Source organism: Streptomyces sp. NPDC101234 (genome assembly GCF_044767525.1).
Taxonomy (GTDB): Bacteria; Actinomycetota; Actinomycetes; order Streptomycetales; family Streptomycetaceae; genus Streptomyces; species Streptomyces sasae.
In genome coordinates this window covers 102,833-120,188 of record NZ_JBIWOA010000002.1, presented here as the reverse complement: position 1 = coordinate 120,188, position 17,356 = coordinate 102,833, and the positions used below count along the sequence as shown (strand labels likewise).

General features: G+C 72.8%; 15 protein-coding genes. 6 read left to right on the top strand and 9 right to left on the bottom strand.

All coding sequences use genetic code 11. From position 1 onward, the window contains the following. Window positions 1–35 precede the first annotated feature (35 nt). A complete protein-coding gene (gene paaN / locus ACIRR9_RS03835; RefSeq protein ID WP_403747203.1) occupies window positions 36–1,727 on the top strand; it encodes a phenylacetic acid degradation protein PaaN in 1,692 nt (563 codons plus the stop codon). Window positions 1,728–1,808: 81 nt separating this feature from the next. Here paaN and ACIRR9_RS03830 read toward each other — a convergent pair whose 3' ends face one another. The 4 genes from ACIRR9_RS03830 to pepN all read right to left on the bottom strand — a co-directional run bounded on the left by ACIRR9_RS03830 (window position 1,809) and on the right by pepN (window position 7,327). Further along, on the bottom strand, window positions 1,809–2,543 hold the full coding sequence (locus ACIRR9_RS03830; RefSeq protein WP_403747200.1) for a TrmH family RNA methyltransferase: 735 nt from the start codon (window positions 2,541–2,543) through the stop codon (window positions 1,809–1,811). Further along, the gene (locus tag ACIRR9_RS03825; RefSeq protein WP_403747197.1) at window positions 2,540–3,763 is read right to left on the bottom strand and encodes an HTTM domain-containing protein; all 1,224 of its coding nucleotides are present in this window, start codon (window positions 3,761–3,763) and stop codon (window positions 2,540–2,542) included. Before ACIRR9_RS03825 ends, ACIRR9_RS03830 begins: the two co-directional genes overlap by 4 nt. Further along, a complete protein-coding gene (locus tag ACIRR9_RS03820) occupies window positions 3,760–4,527 on the bottom strand; it encodes a DUF5819 family protein (protein WP_403747195.1) in 768 nt (255 codons plus the stop codon). Before ACIRR9_RS03820 ends, ACIRR9_RS03825 begins: the two co-directional genes overlap by 4 nt. A gap of 376 nt (window positions 4,528–4,903) precedes the next feature. Then, complete coding sequence (gene pepN / locus ACIRR9_RS03815) at window positions 4,904–7,327, bottom strand: aminopeptidase N (protein ID WP_403747193.1); 2,424 nt, start codon at window positions 7,325–7,327, stop codon at window positions 4,904–4,906. Between the two features lie 197 nt (window positions 7,328–7,524). On the opposite strand from pepN, the gene ACIRR9_RS03810 reads away from it, so the two are divergent. Continuing rightward, window positions 7,525–8,658 carry an acyl-CoA dehydrogenase family protein gene (locus ACIRR9_RS03810; protein ID WP_403747190.1) on the top strand — a complete coding sequence of 378 codons (1,134 nt, stop codon included), beginning with the start codon at window positions 7,525–7,527 and terminating at the stop codon, window positions 8,656–8,658. Window positions 8,659–8,804: 146 nt separating this feature from the next. On the opposite strand, the gene ACIRR9_RS03805 is transcribed toward ACIRR9_RS03810, so the two are convergent. The 5 genes from ACIRR9_RS03805 to ACIRR9_RS03785 form a co-directional block, all read right to left on the bottom strand. After that, window positions 8,805–9,134: a rhodanese-like domain-containing protein gene (locus ACIRR9_RS03805; protein ID WP_123981709.1), complete on the bottom strand. Its 330-nt coding sequence runs from the start codon at window positions 9,132–9,134 to the stop codon at window positions 8,805–8,807. A 39-nt stretch (window positions 9,135–9,173) separates the two neighbouring features. After that, window positions 9,174–9,986 (bottom strand): hypothetical protein, encoded by an 813-nt coding sequence (locus tag ACIRR9_RS03800; protein ID WP_316771667.1) that lies wholly within the window; start codon window positions 9,984–9,986, stop codon window positions 9,174–9,176. Between the two features lie 9 nt (window positions 9,987–9,995). Further along, on the bottom strand, window positions 9,996–10,460 hold the full coding sequence (locus ACIRR9_RS03795; protein WP_403747189.1) for a hypothetical protein: 465 nt from the start codon (window positions 10,458–10,460) through the stop codon (window positions 9,996–9,998). 44 nt (window positions 10,461–10,504) lie between these two features. Further along, on the bottom strand, window positions 10,505–11,968 hold the full coding sequence (locus tag ACIRR9_RS03790) for a DUF2252 domain-containing protein (RefSeq protein WP_403747187.1): 1,464 nt from the start codon (window positions 11,966–11,968) through the stop codon (window positions 10,505–10,507). A gap of 109 nt (window positions 11,969–12,077) precedes the next feature. After that, window positions 12,078–13,025: an ACP S-malonyltransferase gene (locus ACIRR9_RS03785; RefSeq protein WP_403747185.1), complete on the bottom strand. Its 948-nt coding sequence runs from the start codon at window positions 13,023–13,025 to the stop codon at window positions 12,078–12,080. A gap of 222 nt (window positions 13,026–13,247) precedes the next feature. On the opposite strand from ACIRR9_RS03785, the gene ACIRR9_RS03780 reads away from it, so the two are divergent. The 4 genes from ACIRR9_RS03780 to ACIRR9_RS03765 all read left to right on the top strand — a co-directional run bounded on the left by ACIRR9_RS03780 (window position 13,248) and on the right by ACIRR9_RS03765 (window position 17,321). Further along, window positions 13,248–14,870, top strand: a complete 1,623-nt coding sequence (locus ACIRR9_RS03780) for an acyl-CoA carboxylase subunit beta (protein ID WP_403747182.1) — start codon at window positions 13,248–13,250, stop codon at window positions 14,868–14,870. After that, entirely contained in the window at window positions 14,867–15,088 is a 222-nt protein-coding gene (locus ACIRR9_RS03775) for an acyl-CoA carboxylase subunit epsilon (protein ID WP_384574671.1), read from the top strand. The genes ACIRR9_RS03780 and ACIRR9_RS03775 overlap by 4 nt, the downstream gene beginning before the upstream one ends. Before the next feature lie 149 nt (window positions 15,089–15,237). After that, window positions 15,238–16,287 (top strand): AfsA-related hotdog domain-containing protein, encoded by a 1,050-nt coding sequence (locus tag ACIRR9_RS03770; protein WP_403747180.1) that lies wholly within the window; start codon window positions 15,238–15,240, stop codon window positions 16,285–16,287. Further along, window positions 16,284–17,321, top strand: a complete 1,038-nt coding sequence (locus tag ACIRR9_RS03765; protein WP_403747177.1) for a 3-oxoacyl-ACP synthase — start codon at window positions 16,284–16,286, stop codon at window positions 17,319–17,321. The genes ACIRR9_RS03770 and ACIRR9_RS03765 overlap by 4 nt, the downstream gene beginning before the upstream one ends. Window positions 17,322–17,356: the final 35 nt, after the last annotated feature.

The following is a 17,356-nucleotide window of genomic DNA, read 5'->3' as shown; positions in this document are numbered from 1 at the left end:
GAAGGGGAGCTCATCAGACGAGGAGTTGGTCCCGCATGACCGCCGAACTCACCGTGCACGAGCTGATCGCCAAGCACCGGCCCACGCTTGACCAGGCGCTGGAGGCGATCCGCACGCGCGCGTACTGGTCCCCCCACCCCGAGCACCCCAAGGCCTACGGCGAGCACGGCAGCCTGGACCCGGCGGCGGGCAAGGCCGCCTTCGACGCCCTGCTCGGCGGCCGGATCGACCTCGGCCAGCCCGGCACCGACGACTGGGTCGGCGGCGAGGTCTCGCCGTACGGCATCGACCTGGACGTGACCTACCCGCACACCGACGTCGACACGCTCCTTCCCGCCATGCAGGCCGGGCAGCGCGCGTGGCGCGACGCGGGCGCGGAGGCGCGCGCGGTGGTGTGTCTGGAGATCCTCAAGCGGATCAGCGACCGCACGCACGAGTTCGCGCACGCGGTCATGCACACCAGCGGCCAGGCGTTCATGATGGCGTTCCAGGCGGGCGGCCCGCACGCCCAGGACCGCGGCCTGGAGGCGGTGGCGTACGCGTACGTGGAGCAGGTCCGCACCCCCCACACGGCCGAGTGGACCAAGCCCCAGGGCAAGCGCGACCCCCTCGCGCTGACCAAGACGTTCAAGCCGGTCCCGCGCGGGATCGCCCTGGTCATCGGCTGCAACACGTTCCCGACGTGGAACGGCTACCCGGGCCTGTTCGCCTCCCTCGCCACCGGCAACGCGGTCCTGGTCAAGCCGCACCCGCGCGCGGTGCTCCCGCTCGCCCTCACCGTCCAGGTCGCCCGTCAGGTCCTCGCCGAGGCCGGCTTCGACCCGAACCTGGTGGCCCTGACGGCGGAGCGCCCCGGCGAGGGCATCGCGAAGACGCTCGCCACCCGCCCGGAGATCAGGATCATCGACTACACGGGTTCCACCGCCTTCGGCGACTGGCTGGAGGCCAACGCCCGGCAGGCACAGGTCTACACGGAGAAGGCCGGCGTCAACACGGTGCTGGTCGAGTCCACCGACAACTACAAGGGGATGCTCTCCAACCTGGCGTTCTCGCTGTCCCTGTACAGCGGCCAGATGTGCACGACGCCGCAGAACCTGCTGATCCCCCGCGACGGCATCCGCACCGATGAGGGGCCCAGGACCTACGACGAGGTGGTCGCCGACCTCGCCCGCGCGGTCGACGGTCTGCTCGGCGACGACGCCCGCGCGAACGCGCTCCTCGGCGCGATCGTCAACCCCGACGTCAAGGCCCGTCTGGAGGCCGCGGCCGGCCTCGGCGAGGTCGCCCTGGCGTCCCGGGAGATCGCCAACCCGGAGTTCCCGAACGCGGTCGTCCGCACACCGGTCATCGTCAAGCTGGACGGGGCCAAGCCGGACGACGAGGCGGCCTACATGAGCGAGTGCTTCGGGCCGGTGTCCTTCGCCGTCGCCGTGGACTCGGCCGCCGACGCGGTGGACCTGCTGCGGCGGACGGTGCGGGACAAGGGCGCGATGACGGTCGGGGCGTACACGGTCGACGCGGACGTGGAGAGCGCCGTGGAGGAGGTCTGCCTGGAGGAGGCGGCCCAGCTGTCGCTGAACCTGGTGGGCGGGGTGTATGTGAACCAGACGGCGGCGTTCTCGGACTTCCACGGGTCCGGGGGCAATGCGGCGGCGAACGCGGCGCTGACGGACGGCGCGTTCGTGGCGAACCGGTTCCGGGTGATCGAGGTGCGCAGGGAGGCGTAAGACCGGCCCTTCACTGCGGGTGCGTGGGGGCTGGTCGCGCAGTTCCCCGCGCCCCTGAAGGGGCGCACCCGCCCAGGTGCCTTACAAAGCGCTCCAGTGGTACAGCGTCATCGCCACGCTCGTCGCCAGGTTGTAGCTGCTCACCTGCGGGCGCATCGGCAGCCGTAGGAGATGGTCGGTCCTCGCTCGCAGTTCCGCCGAGAGACCCGTGCGCTCCGAGCCGAAGGCGAGGATGGCGTCGTCCGGGAGCTTCGTGCCCCGGACGTCCTCGCCCTCCGGGTCCAAGGCGTACACAGGGCCCTGCGGCAGCTCCGCCACCGTCAGCCGTTCCACCGCCGTCGCGAAGTGGAGCCCCGCACCGCCCCGCACGACCGTCGGATGCCAAGGATCGAGCGTGCCGGTCGTGATCACTCCCGTCGCTCCGAAGCCCGCCGCCAGGCGGATCACCGCGCCCGCGTTGCCGAGGTTGCGGGGCTCGTCGAGGACCACGATCGGGGCCGTGCGCGGGACGCGCGCCAGCGCGCGGAGGTTGGCCTCGCGGGAGGGTCGTACGGCCAGCGCGGCGACGCCCGTCGGGTGGGCGCGCGCGACGAGCTTGGCGTACGACTCCGCAGTCACCTCGGTCAGCAGCGCGGCCAGCGCGTCCCGGACGTCGGGGGCGAGGTCGGCCGCGAGGGCCAGGGTCGCCTCCCGGTCCGTCGTGACCGCCACCGGCACCTCCGCGCCGAAGCGCAGGGCGTGCTTGAGGGCGTGGAAGCCGTCGAGCAGCACGGCGGAGCCCGCCTGCTGTGCCCAGCGGTCAAGGGGGTCGGTCATGCCCCGAAGCCTACGCGGGGCTGTTCGTCGGCCTCGGGGGAGCGAGGACGGGGCAGTGACGGGGCGCCCCGCCGGAAAACGCGGGCCCGCGCGCGTACCGCCCAGCCGCCGAGCCCGAGCAGGAAGGACGTCGGCAGGAAGACCGAGTCCGCCGCGATCATGGCGAGGGAGAAGAAGGGCAGGCCGAGGACGACCGCGATCACCGCGTGCTCGGTCATCATCGCGGCCAGCAGCACGTTCTTGACCCGCCGGTTGAACAGCGTGAACGGGAAGGCGACCTGGACGATGACCGTCCCGTAGGTCACCAGCATCACCATCGTGCCGTTGGCGGACAGCAGGTCGGCGAGGGCCGGCCAGGGTGAGAAGTAGTCCAGGTGGAGCGGGTAGTAGACGGCGGTGCCGTCCTGCCAGCGGGAACCCTGGATCTTGTACCAGCCGGCGGTGGCGTAGATGAGGCAGGCCTCGGCCATGATCACGAACAGGGCGCCGTTGTGCAGGATGTTCGCGATGACGTCCAGCAGGATCCGGGGCTCGGCGGTGCGCGCCCAGCGGCCCACCGCCCACCACAGGGCGGCGCCCGCCCAGGTCGCCCACATGAGGGCCGGTACCAGCCAGCCGCCGCCGGTGCGGCCGGTGAGGGCCGCCGCGACCAGCAGCAGACCGGAGACCGCCCACAGGGCCGGGCCCACCCGGTCGGAGGCGCGGTCGGGGGCGACGAGCTCGCCACGCGCGCGTGCGGCGCTCGCGCGGGCCGCCCGGCGGGCGTCCAGGGACCAGACCTGGCCGCAGCGGGTGAACACCAGGTAGAAGGACATCAGGTGCAGCACGTTGTCGCCGCCGTCGCCCACGAACACGCTGCGGTTCTGCAGGGACAGCACCCCGACCATGAACAGCAGGGATGTGGTTCGGGTGCGCCAGCCCAGCAGCAGCAGAGCACTGGTGAGCACGGCCAGGAAGTAGAAGACCTCGAAGAAGACCCGGCTGTCGGAGAACAGCAGCGCCGTGAAGGCGTGGTTGTCGGAGGTCAGCTGCTGGGCGAGGCCGAAGCTCCAGGGGCCGTCGGGGCCGTACAGCTCCTGGCGGTGCGGGTACTCGCGCAGCAGGAAGAGCAGCCAGGTGGCGGCGAACCCGATACGGACGACGGCCGTCTGGTACGGCCCGAAGGCCGACCCGGTGACCCGGGCGATGGCGCGGGACAGGCACAGGGCGAGCCGGCTCACCGCACACCCCCGTTCGCCTCGTCCGCCGTGACCCTCCACCAGGGCAGCACCCGGTAGACAGGGTTGTCGGAGACCTTCTCGCCGCTCCAGTCCGGCGGGGGCACGTCGGTGGTGCTGGAGCGCACCTGGACGCGCTCGATGGTGCCCTTCTCACTGGTCGCGTCCCCCCGGTACATGCGCATGACGACGATCCGGCGCAGGTACTGCTCGGAGAGGGAGCCGCGCAGGCCGATGGGACGGTTGTCGTTGCCGTGCGTGGTGACGAAGAAGTCCCAGGCCCGGCGCAGCTCGTTCTGCACGGTGTGGCTCGGCAGCAGACTGCCGTCGATGGCCTTGCCGTCCTGGACCGACAGGTCGTTCCAGCCGGTGGTGGTCGTGGTGCCGTCCTGCATCAGCACGTCGGCACGCACCTGCACCGCGATGTTCTGCTGCAGCGGGTTGGGCGCGAAGAGCTTCCAGTTCTGCTCGAACTCCGGATACACCCATTCCTCGATCGCCTTGCCGTGCTGCTTGGTGACCGTGTTCGCCGGCGCGACGCTCAGGAACACCATCCCGAGGTGCACACAGGCGGCGACCGCGACCAGGGCCAGGGCGAGGGCCGCGCCGACCTGGTAGCGGGGGGAGAGGGCGGCGACGCCGGTGCGGGGGACGGACGGCGGCGGTCCCGCGGGCGCGGCGGGGTCACCGGTCCGCACCGCACGCGCTCCGCTCGGACCCTCCGGCCCCTGCGGGGCGGCCGCGTCCTCGTCGTACGCGTCGTCCATTCCGCCCCGTTCCCCGATCCCGCCGCCCGATCCCGCTGTCCGATCCGGACGGCCGGTCCGGGACCACCCGGTGTGCCGCTGCCCGGCACTCGCACGGAACGGTACTCAGCACCGGCCGCCGGGCGCAGCCCCGTGGCGGAGCCCGGGAGCGTGTCCATCGCCACTCCGAGCGGGCCCGGCGGCGCGCCGCCGGAGCCTACCCGCCGACGTCATCGCAGGTCACAAGGCCTCCAAGGACCATCTGCGGGCCTTCGGCCGACGAGTTGTCCACAGGCTGGGCCGAAGGTTTTCCACACCGGTGACTCCTCACATCACCACCACACCTCACATCACAGCCACACCTCGCACCTCACGCCGGCCGGGCGGCCCGGGAGGGTCAGCCGCGGGCCCGCAGCATGCGGCTGATCACGTCCGAGCGTTCCAGAAGGGTCTTGCGGACCACGGGGGCCGCGTCCTGGGCCGACTGCCGGGCCTTCTCGATGTACGCCGGGTCGACGGCGTACGGCGGGAAGAGCTGGGAGGTGTAGACCATCGCCAGGATCATGCCGCCCTGGTGCAGCTGCGGGATCGTGTCCAGATAGCGCTCGGCGTACGGGGCGAGCAGGTCGTCCTGGCCGGGGCGCCAGAAGGCCACCGCCACCGGGTTGACCGACCCGACCGGCACCGCGCGGTCCACCGCCAGCCGCTGCCAGACCTCGGCCTTCGCCGCCGGGTCGGGAAGGGCGGCCCGGACGGTGAGGGCGCGGACCCAGGCGTCGGGGTCGGGGTCGCGTTCGAGCAGGGCGGTGGACTCGGCGGCGACGTCGGCGCCGAGTTCGGCCTCGCGGACGAGGGCCCGCCAGCGCAGGTCGATGTCGTCGCCGGCCCGGTCGCGGAGCCGGCCGAGATCGTCGGCACCGCCCACCCGGGCCAGTCCGCGCAGGGCGACCTGGCGGCGGCCCGGGTCGGCGGCGAGCTGCCGGCAGACCGCGGCCACGGCCTCCGACAGCGCGGGGCGTTCGGCCGGCGGGGCCCAGAGTTCGGCGATGTTCGTGACGAGGTTCAGATAGGGCTCGATCACGGCGTCGGACGTCTCGGCGGCGAGGACCGCGGTGAGGCAGTGCCCGGCCTCGGCCGCCGTGGCCTCACCGGCCGTGAGCATGTCCCAGACGGTGGCGGCGGCCGCGCCCCGGGAGATGGCCGTGGGCAGCTGGGCCGCGGCGCGCAGGAGGGTGTCCCGGGTGCCGGGTGCCGGGCGGGTGGTGGCGAAGGTGAGGTCGTCGTCGTTGATCAGCAGGAGGTCGGCGGTGGCGGGGAGCCCGGTGACCGGGGTGCGCGGCTCGGTCACCTCGACGCGGACCAGGGCGGCGCGCGCGAGGGCGTCGCCGTCGCGGCCGTACGCGCCGACCGCCAGGACCTGGGGGCGCGGGGTGCCGTCGGCGACCAGGGTGACGGTGTCGCCGTCGTGCTCCAGGGTGAAGCGGTCGGTGCCGGCGGTCTCCAGCCAGGCCTTCCGCCAGGCGGCCAGGTCGCGGCCACTGGCCTCGGCGAGCGCGTCGATCAGGTCCTGGAGGGTGGTGGTGCCCCAGGCGTGGCGGGCGAAGTAGGCGGCCATGCCGGTCCGGAAACGGTCCTCGCCGACATAGGTCATCAGCTGCTGGAGGACGGAGGCGCCCTTGGGGTAGGTGATGTTGTCGAAGATCGACGCGGCCTGGGCGACATCGTGGATGGGCTGGTGGATCGGGTGGGACACCGGGCCCTGGTCGGAGAGGTAGGCCTTGAGCTTGCCGTCGGCGAGGTGGCCGGCCCAGGCGTCGGTGTAGCGGGTGGCGCCTTCGGCGGCCCAGTGGCAGGCGAACTCGGCGAAGGCCTCGTTCAGCCAGAGGTCGTCCCACCAGCGCATGGTGACGATGTTGCCGAACCACATGTGCGCCATCTCGTGCAGCAGCACGAGCGCGAGCAGCTCGCGTTCGGCGGGCGTCGGCACGGCCCGCCGCAGGAACGCGTCCGACCAGGTCACACAGCCGTAGTTCTCCATCGCGCCGCCGAACTCGGGCATGAACACCTGGTCGTACCTGCGCTGCGGGAACGGCATCGCGAAGGCCTCGGCGAAGAAGGCGAGGCCCTGGGCGGTGAGGGTGAAGATCTCGTCCGCGTCGCGTTCCAGGACCTCGGCGAGCGAGCGGCGGGCGTAGATGCCGAGGTCGTGGCCGTCGGCCTCGCGGCGGATCCCGTGGAAGGTGCCCGCGTTGACGACGGTGTTGTACACCGACAGCGGCGGGGTGTCCGGGAAGGTCCAGCGGCGGGCCGCGCCCTGCTCCTCGACCTGCGGGTCGCCGGAGTTGCTGAGGACGGTCCAGGCGGCCGGGGCGGTGACGGTGAAGGCGTGCGGGGCCTTGAGGTCGGGCTGGTCGAAGCAGGCCCAGACGAAGCGGGCCTCGTCCGGTTCGAAGCTCGTCCAGACGTAGACCTCGCCGTCGGCGGGGTCCACGGCCTTGTGCACACCCGGACTGGCGGTGGTGTCGGCCTGGACGCTCTCCACGCGCAGCACGTTGTGCGCGGCCAGGCCGGGCAGCGCGATACGGCCGTCGCCGGAGGGGGTGAGGGGGGTGCCGTTCAGGGTGGCGGCGCGGACCTCGGCCGCGCAGTCCACGAAGGTCTCCGCGCCGGGCTCATGGCAGGCGAAGGCGACCGTGGAGACACAGCGGATCTCCGGTCCGTCGGGCAGGGCGGTGAGGTCGATGTCCACGTCGTACCGCTCGACCGAGATCAGCGCGGCGCGGTGCTCGGCCTCGGTGCGGGTCAGGCTTCGGATCCCCATTGAGTCCTCCCTAGGGTGTCCGTCCCCCATTGGCGGACACACGGGCGCCAGCCTACGACGGGGGGAGCCGGAGATCGCAGGGCTTTTCGGTTCCCTTCTTCTAGAACCTGTTCTATCTTGACGGACCGTCAGATGACGTCGTCGGATCACGCCGACAGGCACTTTCCGATCACCGGATCCGTCGGGAGGACAGGACCGTGGACTTCACCTTCACCGAGGAGCAGTTGGCGGCGGCCGAGGCCGCACGGGGGGTGCTCGCCGCGGTGGCACCGGACGGGGTGCCGAGCCCGGCGCTGACCACCGGTGCCGTCGCCGCGGGCTTCGACCGGGAGCTGTGGGACAGGCTGGCGGGCGCGGATCTGCTGAGCCTGCCGCTGGACGAGGAGTACGGCGGGGCCGGGCTCGACGCGATCGCGCTGTGCCTGGTGCTGCGGGAGTCGGCGAAGGTGCTGGCACGGGTGCCGCTGCTGGAGAACAGCGCGGCCGTGGCGGCTCTGCAGACCTACGGGGACAAGGAGCTGGGGACGCGGCTGCTGGCGCCGGCCGGGCGCGGGGAGCTGGTGCTGACCGTCGCCGCGAGCGGGCGCACCGGGCACGACCCGGCCGAACTCGCGGTGACCGCCCGGCCGGACGGGGAGACCTGGGTGCTGGACGGGGTGCAGACAGCGGTGCCATGGGCGTACGACGCCGATCTCGTCGTCGTACCGGCGCACACCGACGGCGACCGGAACGTGCTGGCGCTGGTGGCGCCGACGGGTGCCGGGGTCGCGCTCGCCGAGCAGGTGTCGACCAGCGGGGAACGCCTCGGCGAACTGCGGCTGGAGTCGGCGCGGGTCGCGGGGCGGGACGTGGTGACGGCGGCGGGGGCCTGGGAGTGGCTTCGGGAACTGCTGGCGACCGGGACGTGCGCGCTGGCGCTCGGGCTCGGTGAACGGGTGCTGCGGATGACCAGTGAGTACACCGGGAAGCGGGAGCAGTTCGGGCATCCGATCGCCACGTTCCAGGCGGTGGCCGTGCAGGCCGCCGACCGGTACATCGACCTGCGGGCCATGGAGGCGACGCTGTGGCAGGCGGCCTGGCGGATCGCTTCAGGGGCGCCGGGAGCGCTGCCCCTGGCCGGGGACGTGGCGGTGGCGAAGATCTGGGCTGCCGAGGGGGTGCGGCGGGTGGTGCAGACCGCGCAGCATCTGCACGGGGGGTTCGGGGCCGACACGGAGTATGCGCTGCACCGGTATCACGCGTGGGCCAAGCAGCTCGAGCTGGCGCTCGGGGGTGCGGGGGCGTATGAGGAGGCGCTGGGGGATCTGCTGGCCGCGCATCCACTGGGATAGGGCGGACTGCAGATCAGGGAGCGTTCGGTGGTGTGTCGAGTGCCGGCCGGTGGGGGCTGGTCGCGCCCACGCGGCGGTAGCCGCAAATCGAGTACAGCCCCGCGCCCCTGAAGGGGCGCTCCAGTGCGGGGCGCCAGCAGTCCCCCTCAGACGACGAACCCCGGCTCGCCCGTGTCCGTCACGATCTCTCGGCCCGCTGCCTGCCATACCTGCATGCCGCCGTCCACGTTCACCGCGTCGATGCCCTGCTGGACCAGGTACATCGTGACCTGGGCCGAGCGGCCGCCGGAGCGGCAGATGACGTTGACGCGGCCGTCCTGGGGCGCGGCCTCGGTGAGCTCGCCGTAGCGGGCCACGAACTCGCTGATCGGGATGTGCAGGGCACCGGCCGCGTGGCCCGCCTGCCACTCGTCGTCCTCGCGGACGTCCAGCAGGAAGTCGCCGTCCTTGAGGTCCGCGACCTCGACCGTGGGCACACGCGCTGCGAAGTTCATGGCTACGACGCTACCGGACCGCTACTCCTGCATGAGCAGCGCGGCCAGCTCCGCCTCCCGCTCGGCGACGTCCTTGTGGAGCTTCTCGGCGATCTCGTCGAGGAGCCTGTCGGGGTCCTCGGGGGCCAGCCGGAGCAGACCCGCGATGGGCCCGTCCTCCAGTTCCCTGGCCACGAGGGTGAGCAGTTCCTTGCGCTGGGCGAGCCATTCGAGGCGGGCGTACAGTTCCTCGGCGCGGCTCGGCTTGCGCTCCGGCGGGACCGGGCCGGCCGCCCATTCCTCGGCGAGCTCCCGCAGCAGGGCCTCGTCGCCGCGGGCGTAGGCCGCGTTGACCCGGGTGAGGAACTCCTCGCGCCGCTCCTGCTCGGCGCCCTCCTGCACCAGGTCGGGGTGGGCCTTGCGGGCCAGCTCCCGGTAGAGGCGGCGGGCCTCCTCGCTGGGCCGCACCCGCTGCGGGGGCCGTACCTCCTGCTCGGTGAGCATGGCGGCGGCCTCCGGGAACAGGCCGTGGCCGTCCATCCAGCCGTGCAGCAGTTCCTCGACGCCGGGGATGGGCATGACCCGGGCCCGGGCCTCCTCGGCGGCGCGGATGTCCTCGGGGTCGCCGGTGCGGGCGGCCTTGGCCTCGGCGATCCGCGCGTCCAGCTCTTCGAGCCGGAGGTAGACGGGGCCGAGTTTCTGTTCGTGCAGCCGGGAGAAATTCTCGACCTCGACGCGGAAGGTCTCCACCGCGATCTCGTACTCGATCAACGCCTGCTCGGCGGCCCGTACGGCCCGCTCCAGGCGCTCCTCGGGCCGCGGTGCCTGGGACTGCTCAGCTTCCGGGGTCGTCACCCGACCAGCCTAGGCCCTGTCGTCGTCATCGGTGGCCGGGACCCACTGTGCGACCAGGTCCGTGCAGGCCACGACGAGGGTGCCGGGGCGGCAGGCCAGCTCGTGGGTGCAGCCGTCGGGGTGCGGGAGGATCTCGTCGAGGATGACCTCGCCGAGCGAGGTGAGGTCGCAGGCGCCCAGGATGTCCGTCTGGAAACGGGAGACGCCCGAGTAGCGGACGACCAGGTCCTCGTCGTGCTGGAAGCAGTTGTGGCCGAAGCGGATCTCGATGTCGGCGGGGGCCGTGCGGCGCATGTCCAGCGGGCGCAGGTCCTTCACACAGCGACGGCCGCCGAACTCGTAGTGGCGCGGGTCGGTGGCGAAGGCGCGAGCGCCGGGCGGCAGGCCGCCGGCCAGTTCCGGCAGCCGCGCCAGGTAGGGGCCGGGGTCGATGGAGACCGCGGGCCCGCCCTCGTCGATCTCGACGTACTTCACCTCGGCACCTCATCCGCTTCGACGTACGTCACCATCTGCGGGGCTCACACCCCGAGCTCCGCCGCGATCCGTCCCGAGCGCACCGCGGCCACCAGTTCCCCGTGGTCCGCCTCCGTGCGGTCGGCGTAGGCCACCGCGAAGTCCGCCACCGCCTCGTCCAGCTCCTCGCTCTTGCCGCAGTAGCCGGCGATCAGGCGCGGGTCGGCGCTGTGCGAGTGGGCGCGGGCCAGCAGGGCGCCGGTCATCCGGCCGTAGTCGTCGATCTGGTCGGGGGACAGGGCGGCCGGGTCGACGCTGCCCTTGCGGTTGCGGAACTGGCGGACCTGGAAGGGGCGGCCGTGCACCGTGGTCCAGCCCAGCAGGATGTCGCTGACCACCTGCATCCGCTTCTGGCCCAGCACCACCCGGCGGCCCTCGTGGTCGACGGCCGGAGCGTCGAAGCCCGCAGTGGCCAGATGCGGGACGAGCGCGGACGGGCGGGCCTCCTTGACCTGGAGGATCAGCGGCTCGCCGCGGTGGTCGAGGAGGAGGACGACATAGGAACGGGTGCCGACGCTGCCGGTGCCGACTATGCGGAAGGCGACATCGTGCGGGGTGTGCCGGGAGAGGAGGGGGTGGCGGTCCTCGGAGAGCGTGCCGACGTAGTGCTCCAGGGCCTCGGTGACCGCCTCCGCCTCCGCGTCCGGGACCCGGCGCAGCACCGGTGCGGCGTCGACGAAGCGGCGGCCGCCGTCCTCGGTGAGCTCGGTGGAGCGGGCCGCGAACCGGCCGCTGGTGTTGGCCCGGGCCTTCTCCGAGACCCGGCGCAGGGTGCCGACCATGTCGTGGGCGTCGGAGTGGGAGACCAGCTCCTCGTCCGCTATGGCGTTCCACGCGTCCAGGACCGGAAGCCTGGCCAGCAGGCGCATGGTGCGGCGGTAGGCGCCGGCCGCGTCGCCCGCCGCCTTGCGGCACGTCTCCTCGTCGGCGCCCGCCTCCCGGCCGGCCAGCACCAGGGAGGCGGCGAGCCGCTTGAGGTCCCACTCCCAGGGGCCGGGCACCGTCTCGTCGAAGTCGTTCAGGTCGATGACGAGGTCGCCGCGCGGGTCGCCGTACAGACCGAAGTTGGCCGCGTGGGCGTCACCGCATATCTGGGTGGCGATCCTGGTCATCGGGGTGCGGGCCAGATCGTGCGCCATCAGCCCGGCCGAACCGCGCAGGAACGCGAACGGGCTCGCCGCCATCCTGCCGACCCGTATCGGGACGAGCTCCGGGATACGGTCCCGGTTGGACTCCTCGACCGCGCTCACCGCGTCCGGACGGGAGCCGTCCAGGTCGAGGGCGTGATGGCTGCCGCGCGGGACCGCCGAACGCAGCGCCTTGCCCTCCTGCTTGGGTGAACCCTTCGGGGGCCACTGCGCAAAGCCCCTCGGCGAGGGCAGCTTGCGCGCCCCGGCCGTCGCCGACTCTTCCGGTCCGGTCACGCCGACCGCCTCCCCCGTACGCCACGCACGCACACTCTCGAACATCAACTCGTGGAGACGGTACAGGTGGGGGCCGGAAGACGTCAGACCCTGTGGACAACTTCGGGGCGTTCCGGGCGAATCGGGGCGGCCGGCACCGTCGTACACCTGTGGGTCAGGCCGGCTGGGCGGCCGGGGTCGCGAAGCGGTGGGCCGGGACCTCCGGCAGGGTGCGCCTGGCCAGACCGGCCAGGGTGGCGCCGGGGCCGATGTCCAGGAACGCGGTGGCGTCCAGCTCCTCGTTCAGGACGCGCAGGGTGTCCGCCCAGCGGACCGGGCCGACCAGTTGACGGGCGCTCAGTTCCCGCCAGTGGCCGCCGCCCCGGTGAGCACGGGCGTCGACGTTGGCGACCACCGGAACCGACCCGGTCGCGAAGTCCGTCAGCTCCAGAGCCCGGCGCAGCGCCGTGCCGGCCGGCTCCATATAGGGGCTGTGGCAGGCGGCGGTGACCGGCAGGACGCTGTAGCGCAGGCCCGCCTCGGCCGCGCGGGCGGCGGTGGCCGCCACGGCCGTACGGCTGCCGGCGACCACCGTCTGCACGGGGCTGTTGTGGTTGGCCACCCACAGCTCGGCGCCGTCCGCGCGGGCCGCCTCCACCAGGGCCGTGGCCTGCGCCGGATCGCCGCCCATCACGGCCGCCATCGCCCCCGGCCGCTGCCGGGCCTCCGCGGCCATGGCCCGGCCCCGCTCGCCCACCAGCCAGGCGCCGTCGGCCACCGACAGCACCCCGGCGGCCACCAGGGCCGAGTACTCGCCGAGGCTGTGCCCGGCGACCGCCACCACGCGGGCCTGCGGATCGTTCCGGCGGAACTCCGACCAGGCCAGCAGTGACGCCGTGAACACCGAGATCTGGGCGTGGTCGGTGCGGGACAGGGTCTCCTGGTCCGCCGTCAGCAGCAGCTCGGCGACGTCGAAACCGGACGACCGGGAGACGGGGCCGACGAGTTCCCAGGACGGGGTCCCCCGCCACGGCTCGCCCATGGCGGGGCGCTGCACCCCCTGGCCGGGGAACAGGACGGCGTACCGCGGTTCGGTGGCGGGCCCGTGAACGTGCGCAACCATGATCTTCCCTCTCGGTGATTCCGACGGCGGTCGGAAACATCGTCCGGGGTGCCCGCTCAAGTCCGGGCCCACGCCCCGCTCAAGGCCCGGCTCGCCTTTCACTCAAGTCCCGGAAACGAAGTCGGCGGCTTTTCACCGGCTTGAGTCAGGCATTGTCCGCGACCCCGAATCCTTCTTCCGGGCGGCCTCGGTCCAGAGGGCGTCCGGAAGGGAGGACAAGGCATGACCACCGTGGTCGAGAAATCCGTGCCGGAAAACCCGGTGCCGTTCGCCGAACCGGAGCCCGAGCGTCCCGACAGCGTGCATGTGCGCGTCGAGGAGCTACGACGGCTGCGTGCCGAGGTGCAGGCGGGTCCCGGAGCGCGGGCGACCGAGGCGCAGCGGTCCAAGGGCAAGCTGACCGCCCGCGAGCGCATCGGACTGCTGCTGGACGAGGGGTCGTTCACCGAACTGGAGCCGCTGCGCCGACACCGTGCGACCGGCTTCGGCCTGGAGCGGCGCCGCCCGCACACCGACGGTGTCGTCACCGGCTGGGGCACCGTCGACGGCCGCCAGGTCTTCGTCTACGCGCACGACTTCCGTATCTTCGGCGGCGCGCTCGGCGAGTCCCACGCGGCGAAGATCCACAAGCTGATGGATCTGGCGGAGGCGTCCGGCGCCCCGCTGGTGAGCCTCTGCGACGGCGCGGGCGCCCGCATCCAGGAAGGAGTGACCGCACTCGCCGGATACGGCGGCATCTTCAGCCGCAACGCGCGCTCCTCGGGCGTCATACCGCAGATCAGCGTGATCCTCGGCCCGTGCGCGGGCGGCGCGGCCTACTCGCCGGCGCTGACCGACTTCACCTTCATGGTGCGGGGCGTGGCGCAGATGTTCATCACCGGCCCGGACGTCGTGCAGGCGGTCACCGGCGAGCGGGTGAGCATGGACGAACTGGGCGGCGCCGATGTGCACGCGTCGGTGTCCGGGGTCGCGGCGTTCGCGTACGACGACGAGGCGAACTGCCTGGAGGACGTGCGCTATCTGCTGTCGTACCTGCCCTCCAACAACCGGCAGGCACCGCCCGTGCTGCCCGCCGACGATCCGGCGGACCGGCGCACCGACCGGCTCACCGACCTGGTCCCGGCCGACCCCGCGCGCGGGTACGACGTGCGCGAGGTCATCGAGGAGATCGTCGACCACGGCGAGTACTTCGAGGTCCAGCCCACCTGGGCGGCCAACGTCGTGTGCGCCCTGTCCCGGATCGACGGGCACGTGGTCGGCGTCGTCGCCAACCAGCCCATCGCCAGCGCCGGGGTGCTGGACATCAAGGCCAGCGAGAAGGCGGCACGGTTCGTGTCCCTGTGCGACGCCTTCAACATCCCGCTGATCACCATGCTGGACGTGCCCGGCTTCCTGCCCGGCGTGGCGCAGGAGCACGGCGGCATCATCCGGCACGGCGCGAAGCTGCTGTACGCGTACTGCAACGCCACCGTCCCGCGCATCCAGCTGATCCTGCGCAAGGCGTACGGCGGCGCCTACATCGTCATGGACTCCCGCTCGGTCGGGGCGGACCTGTCCTTCGCCTGGCCCACCAACGAGGTCGCGGTCATGGGCGCGGAGGGTGCCGCCAACGTCATCTTCCGCCGGCAGATCGCCGCCGCCGACGACCCCGCCGCGATGCGCGAACAGATGGTCAAGGAGTACCGGGCCGAGCTCATGCACCCGTACTACGCGGCCGAACGCGGCCTCGTCGACGACGTCATCGAACCGGGTGAGACCCGCGCGGTGCTCGCCCGCTCGCTGGCCATGCTGCGGGCCAAACACCGGTCGCTGCCGCAGCGCAAGCACGGGATCACCCCGCTGTGAGCGCCGCGCCGCCCCCCACCGACGTGCTGCGCGAGGCCGCCTTCCGCGTGGTGCGCGGCAACCCCGACGCCGACGAACTGGCCGCGCTGGTCGCCGTGCTGACCATCCTGCGGGCCCGCGCCCGTGCCGACGGCGATCCCGCCGGCCCGTCCGCACCCCGCGCGACCTGGGACCGGGCCGGCAACGGCTACCGCAGTCCGCTCGCCTGGCCGGCCTAGAAAAGAGCGGCCCGATTTCCCGGGGCCGCCCTTGAGTTCGCTTTTAGTCAGCGATGTGCCACCTCCCCCGACAATGAAATCACGCGAGAGGAAAGGGAATTCCTCCCGGAACACCTCCCCGTTCTCGCCGTATCAGGAGGCCGACGAAAATGACCCCCGCCGAAAAGAAGACCTGCCTTCCGGGCGCCGCGAACCTCGAATTCATGCGCACCGTGGACCGTTCTCTGCTGCACCGCTGGGCGCTTTCCGAGGTCTTCCTCACGGACGCCCGCCAGACCGGCGAGAACGAGTACCTCGCCGCCGCCCAACTGCCCCCGCTGCACGCCTACTACACCGGGCACGCCTCACGGCTCGGCTGCCCCGACCCGCTGCTCCTGCTGGAGTGCTGCCGACAGGCCGAGACCTACGGCGGCCACGAGTACGCCGGGGTCTCGCGCAAGAGCAAGTTCCTGCTGCGGTCCTGGTCGATGGAGCTGCCGGGGCTGCTCACCCTCCCGCAGCAGGAGCAGCCCGGCGAACTGCGGATCTCGGTGCGCACCAGCAAGCGCCGCGGCAGCCCCGGCGATGTGCGCCGGCTGGCCTTCGGCATCGACATGAAGCTCGCCCAGCGCTGCCTCGGCTTCGTGCACATGGACGTCGGCTACATCCCCGCCGAGGTCTACGACACGGTCCGGCTCAACGGCCGCGGCCGGCCGCTGGTGCCGTTCGGGGACCTGCCCCGGCAGACCGCGTACGTCGACCCGCACCTGGTCGGCCGCAGCGACCCGGCGAACGTGGTGCTCGCCTCCGCCACCGTGGGCAGCGACAACGCCTCCGCGACCGTGCGGGTCCCGCTGGAGAACCGCAGCATGTTCGACCACGGCCAGGACCACGTGCCCGGCATGGTGCTCATGGAGGCGGCCCGCCAGCTGTGCCTGCTCGGCGTCTCCGACCTGTGGGGCGCCTCCGTCAGCCGCAGCACGGTCGCCGGCTTCGACTTCTCCTTCACCCGGTACGCCGAGCTGGACGCCCCCACGACGGTGCACATCCGCAAGACCGAACCGTACGCGCACCAGGACAACCTCAGCCTGATGCTGCCGGACCTGCGGACCTTCCACATCGACTTCGAGCAGGACGGCGATGTCATCGCCTCCGGACAGATGCACACCACCACCGCGTCGACGGGGGTCCCGCTGCTGGAAGGCGAGGAGTGCGCATGACCCCCGACGAGGTGTGGATCGCCCCCGCCGAATGGCTGCCGCCGGCCGCCGAGAAGACGGCGGACGCACTGGCCGCCAGCCGGGTCACCGCCGAGGAGGCGGACGCGATGGGCTACGAACAGCTGCCCGTCTCCCCCGACCTGTCGGCTCCTCAGATGGCGGTCCGTGCCGCCCGGCGCGCCCTGTCCCGGGCCGGGGTCCCCGCCGCGGACCTGGCCACGGTCCTGCACGCCTGGACGTACTACCAGGGCCACGACTTCTGGTCGCCCGCGCACTACGTGGCCGCCGAGACCGGTGCCGGCGACGCGATCCCGACCGGCGTCCAGCAGATGTGCAACGGCGCCGCGGCCGCGCTGCGCACCGCCCTGCTCCAACTCGCCGCGCACCCCGGCGCACCGGTCCTGGTGACCACCGGCGACCGCTTCGCCCCGCCCGGCTTCGACCGGTGGGGCGGCGACTACGGCGTCTGGTACGGCGACGGCGCCACCGCGGCCGTAGTCGGCTCCGGAGGCGACCGCGTCCCCGAAGGCTCGCTCGCCCTGCGCGCCCTGCACACCCGGGCGGCGCCCGAGCTGGAGAGCGCCCACCGTGACGTGGCCGCCTTCCACGAGGCACCGCATCTGCGGGACGCGGCCGTGAACGTCCGCCGGACCAAGAAGGCGTACTTCACCGGCCGGGGCAAGTCGGCCTTCCTGGACCGGCTGCGCAGGGAGACCACGGCCGTACTGGCCGCCGCCCTGGCCGAGGCGGGCATCGGCCCGGGCGGGCCGGGGCTGAGCGCGGTGCTGCTGCCGCGGCTCGGCCGGGCCACCGCACGGGACGTGTACGGCCCCGCCGTCGCCGAGGTCACCGACGCGCCGACGGCGGACCTGGGCGAGCGCACCGGCCACCTGGGCGCCGGGGACCTGCTGTCCAACCTGGCCGCCCTGGCCTCCGACACCGGCCCGCACCGCCTCGAACGCGGCCGGTACGCCGCGGTGCTGAGCGCCGGCGCCGGGTTCACCTGGAGCGCCGCCGTGGTGCAGCGGACCTGAACTCCCCGGCCGGCCCCTCCTCTCCCGTTCGACGA

Coding starts and splice junctions, on each gene's coding strand:
- paaN (WP_403747203.1), top strand. CDS start 36: ATGACCGCCGAACTCACCGTGCACGAGCTGATCGCCAAGCACCGGCCC.
- ACIRR9_RS03830 (WP_403747200.1), bottom strand. CDS start 2,543: ATGACCGACCCCCTTGACCGCTGGGCACAGCAGGCGGGCTCCGCCGTG.
- ACIRR9_RS03820 (WP_403747195.1), bottom strand. CDS start 4,527: ATGGACGACGCGTACGACGAGGACGCGGCCGCCCCGCAGGGGCCGGAG.
- pepN (WP_403747193.1), bottom strand. CDS start 7,327: ATGGGGATCCGAAGCCTGACCCGCACCGAGGCCGAGCACCGCGCCGCG.
- ACIRR9_RS03790 (WP_403747187.1), bottom strand. CDS start 11,968: ATGTTCGAGAGTGTGCGTGCGTGGCGTACGGGGGAGGCGGTCGGCGTG.
- ACIRR9_RS03785 (WP_403747185.1), bottom strand. CDS start 13,025: ATGGTTGCGCACGTTCACGGGCCCGCCACCGAACCGCGGTACGCCGTC.
- ACIRR9_RS03780 (WP_403747182.1), top strand. CDS start 13,248: ATGACCACCGTGGTCGAGAAATCCGTGCCGGAAAACCCGGTGCCGTTC.
- ACIRR9_RS03770 (WP_403747180.1), top strand. CDS start 15,238: ATGACCCCCGCCGAAAAGAAGACCTGCCTTCCGGGCGCCGCGAACCTC.
- ACIRR9_RS03765 (WP_403747177.1), top strand. CDS start 16,284: ATGACCCCCGACGAGGTGTGGATCGCCCCCGCCGAATGGCTGCCGCCG.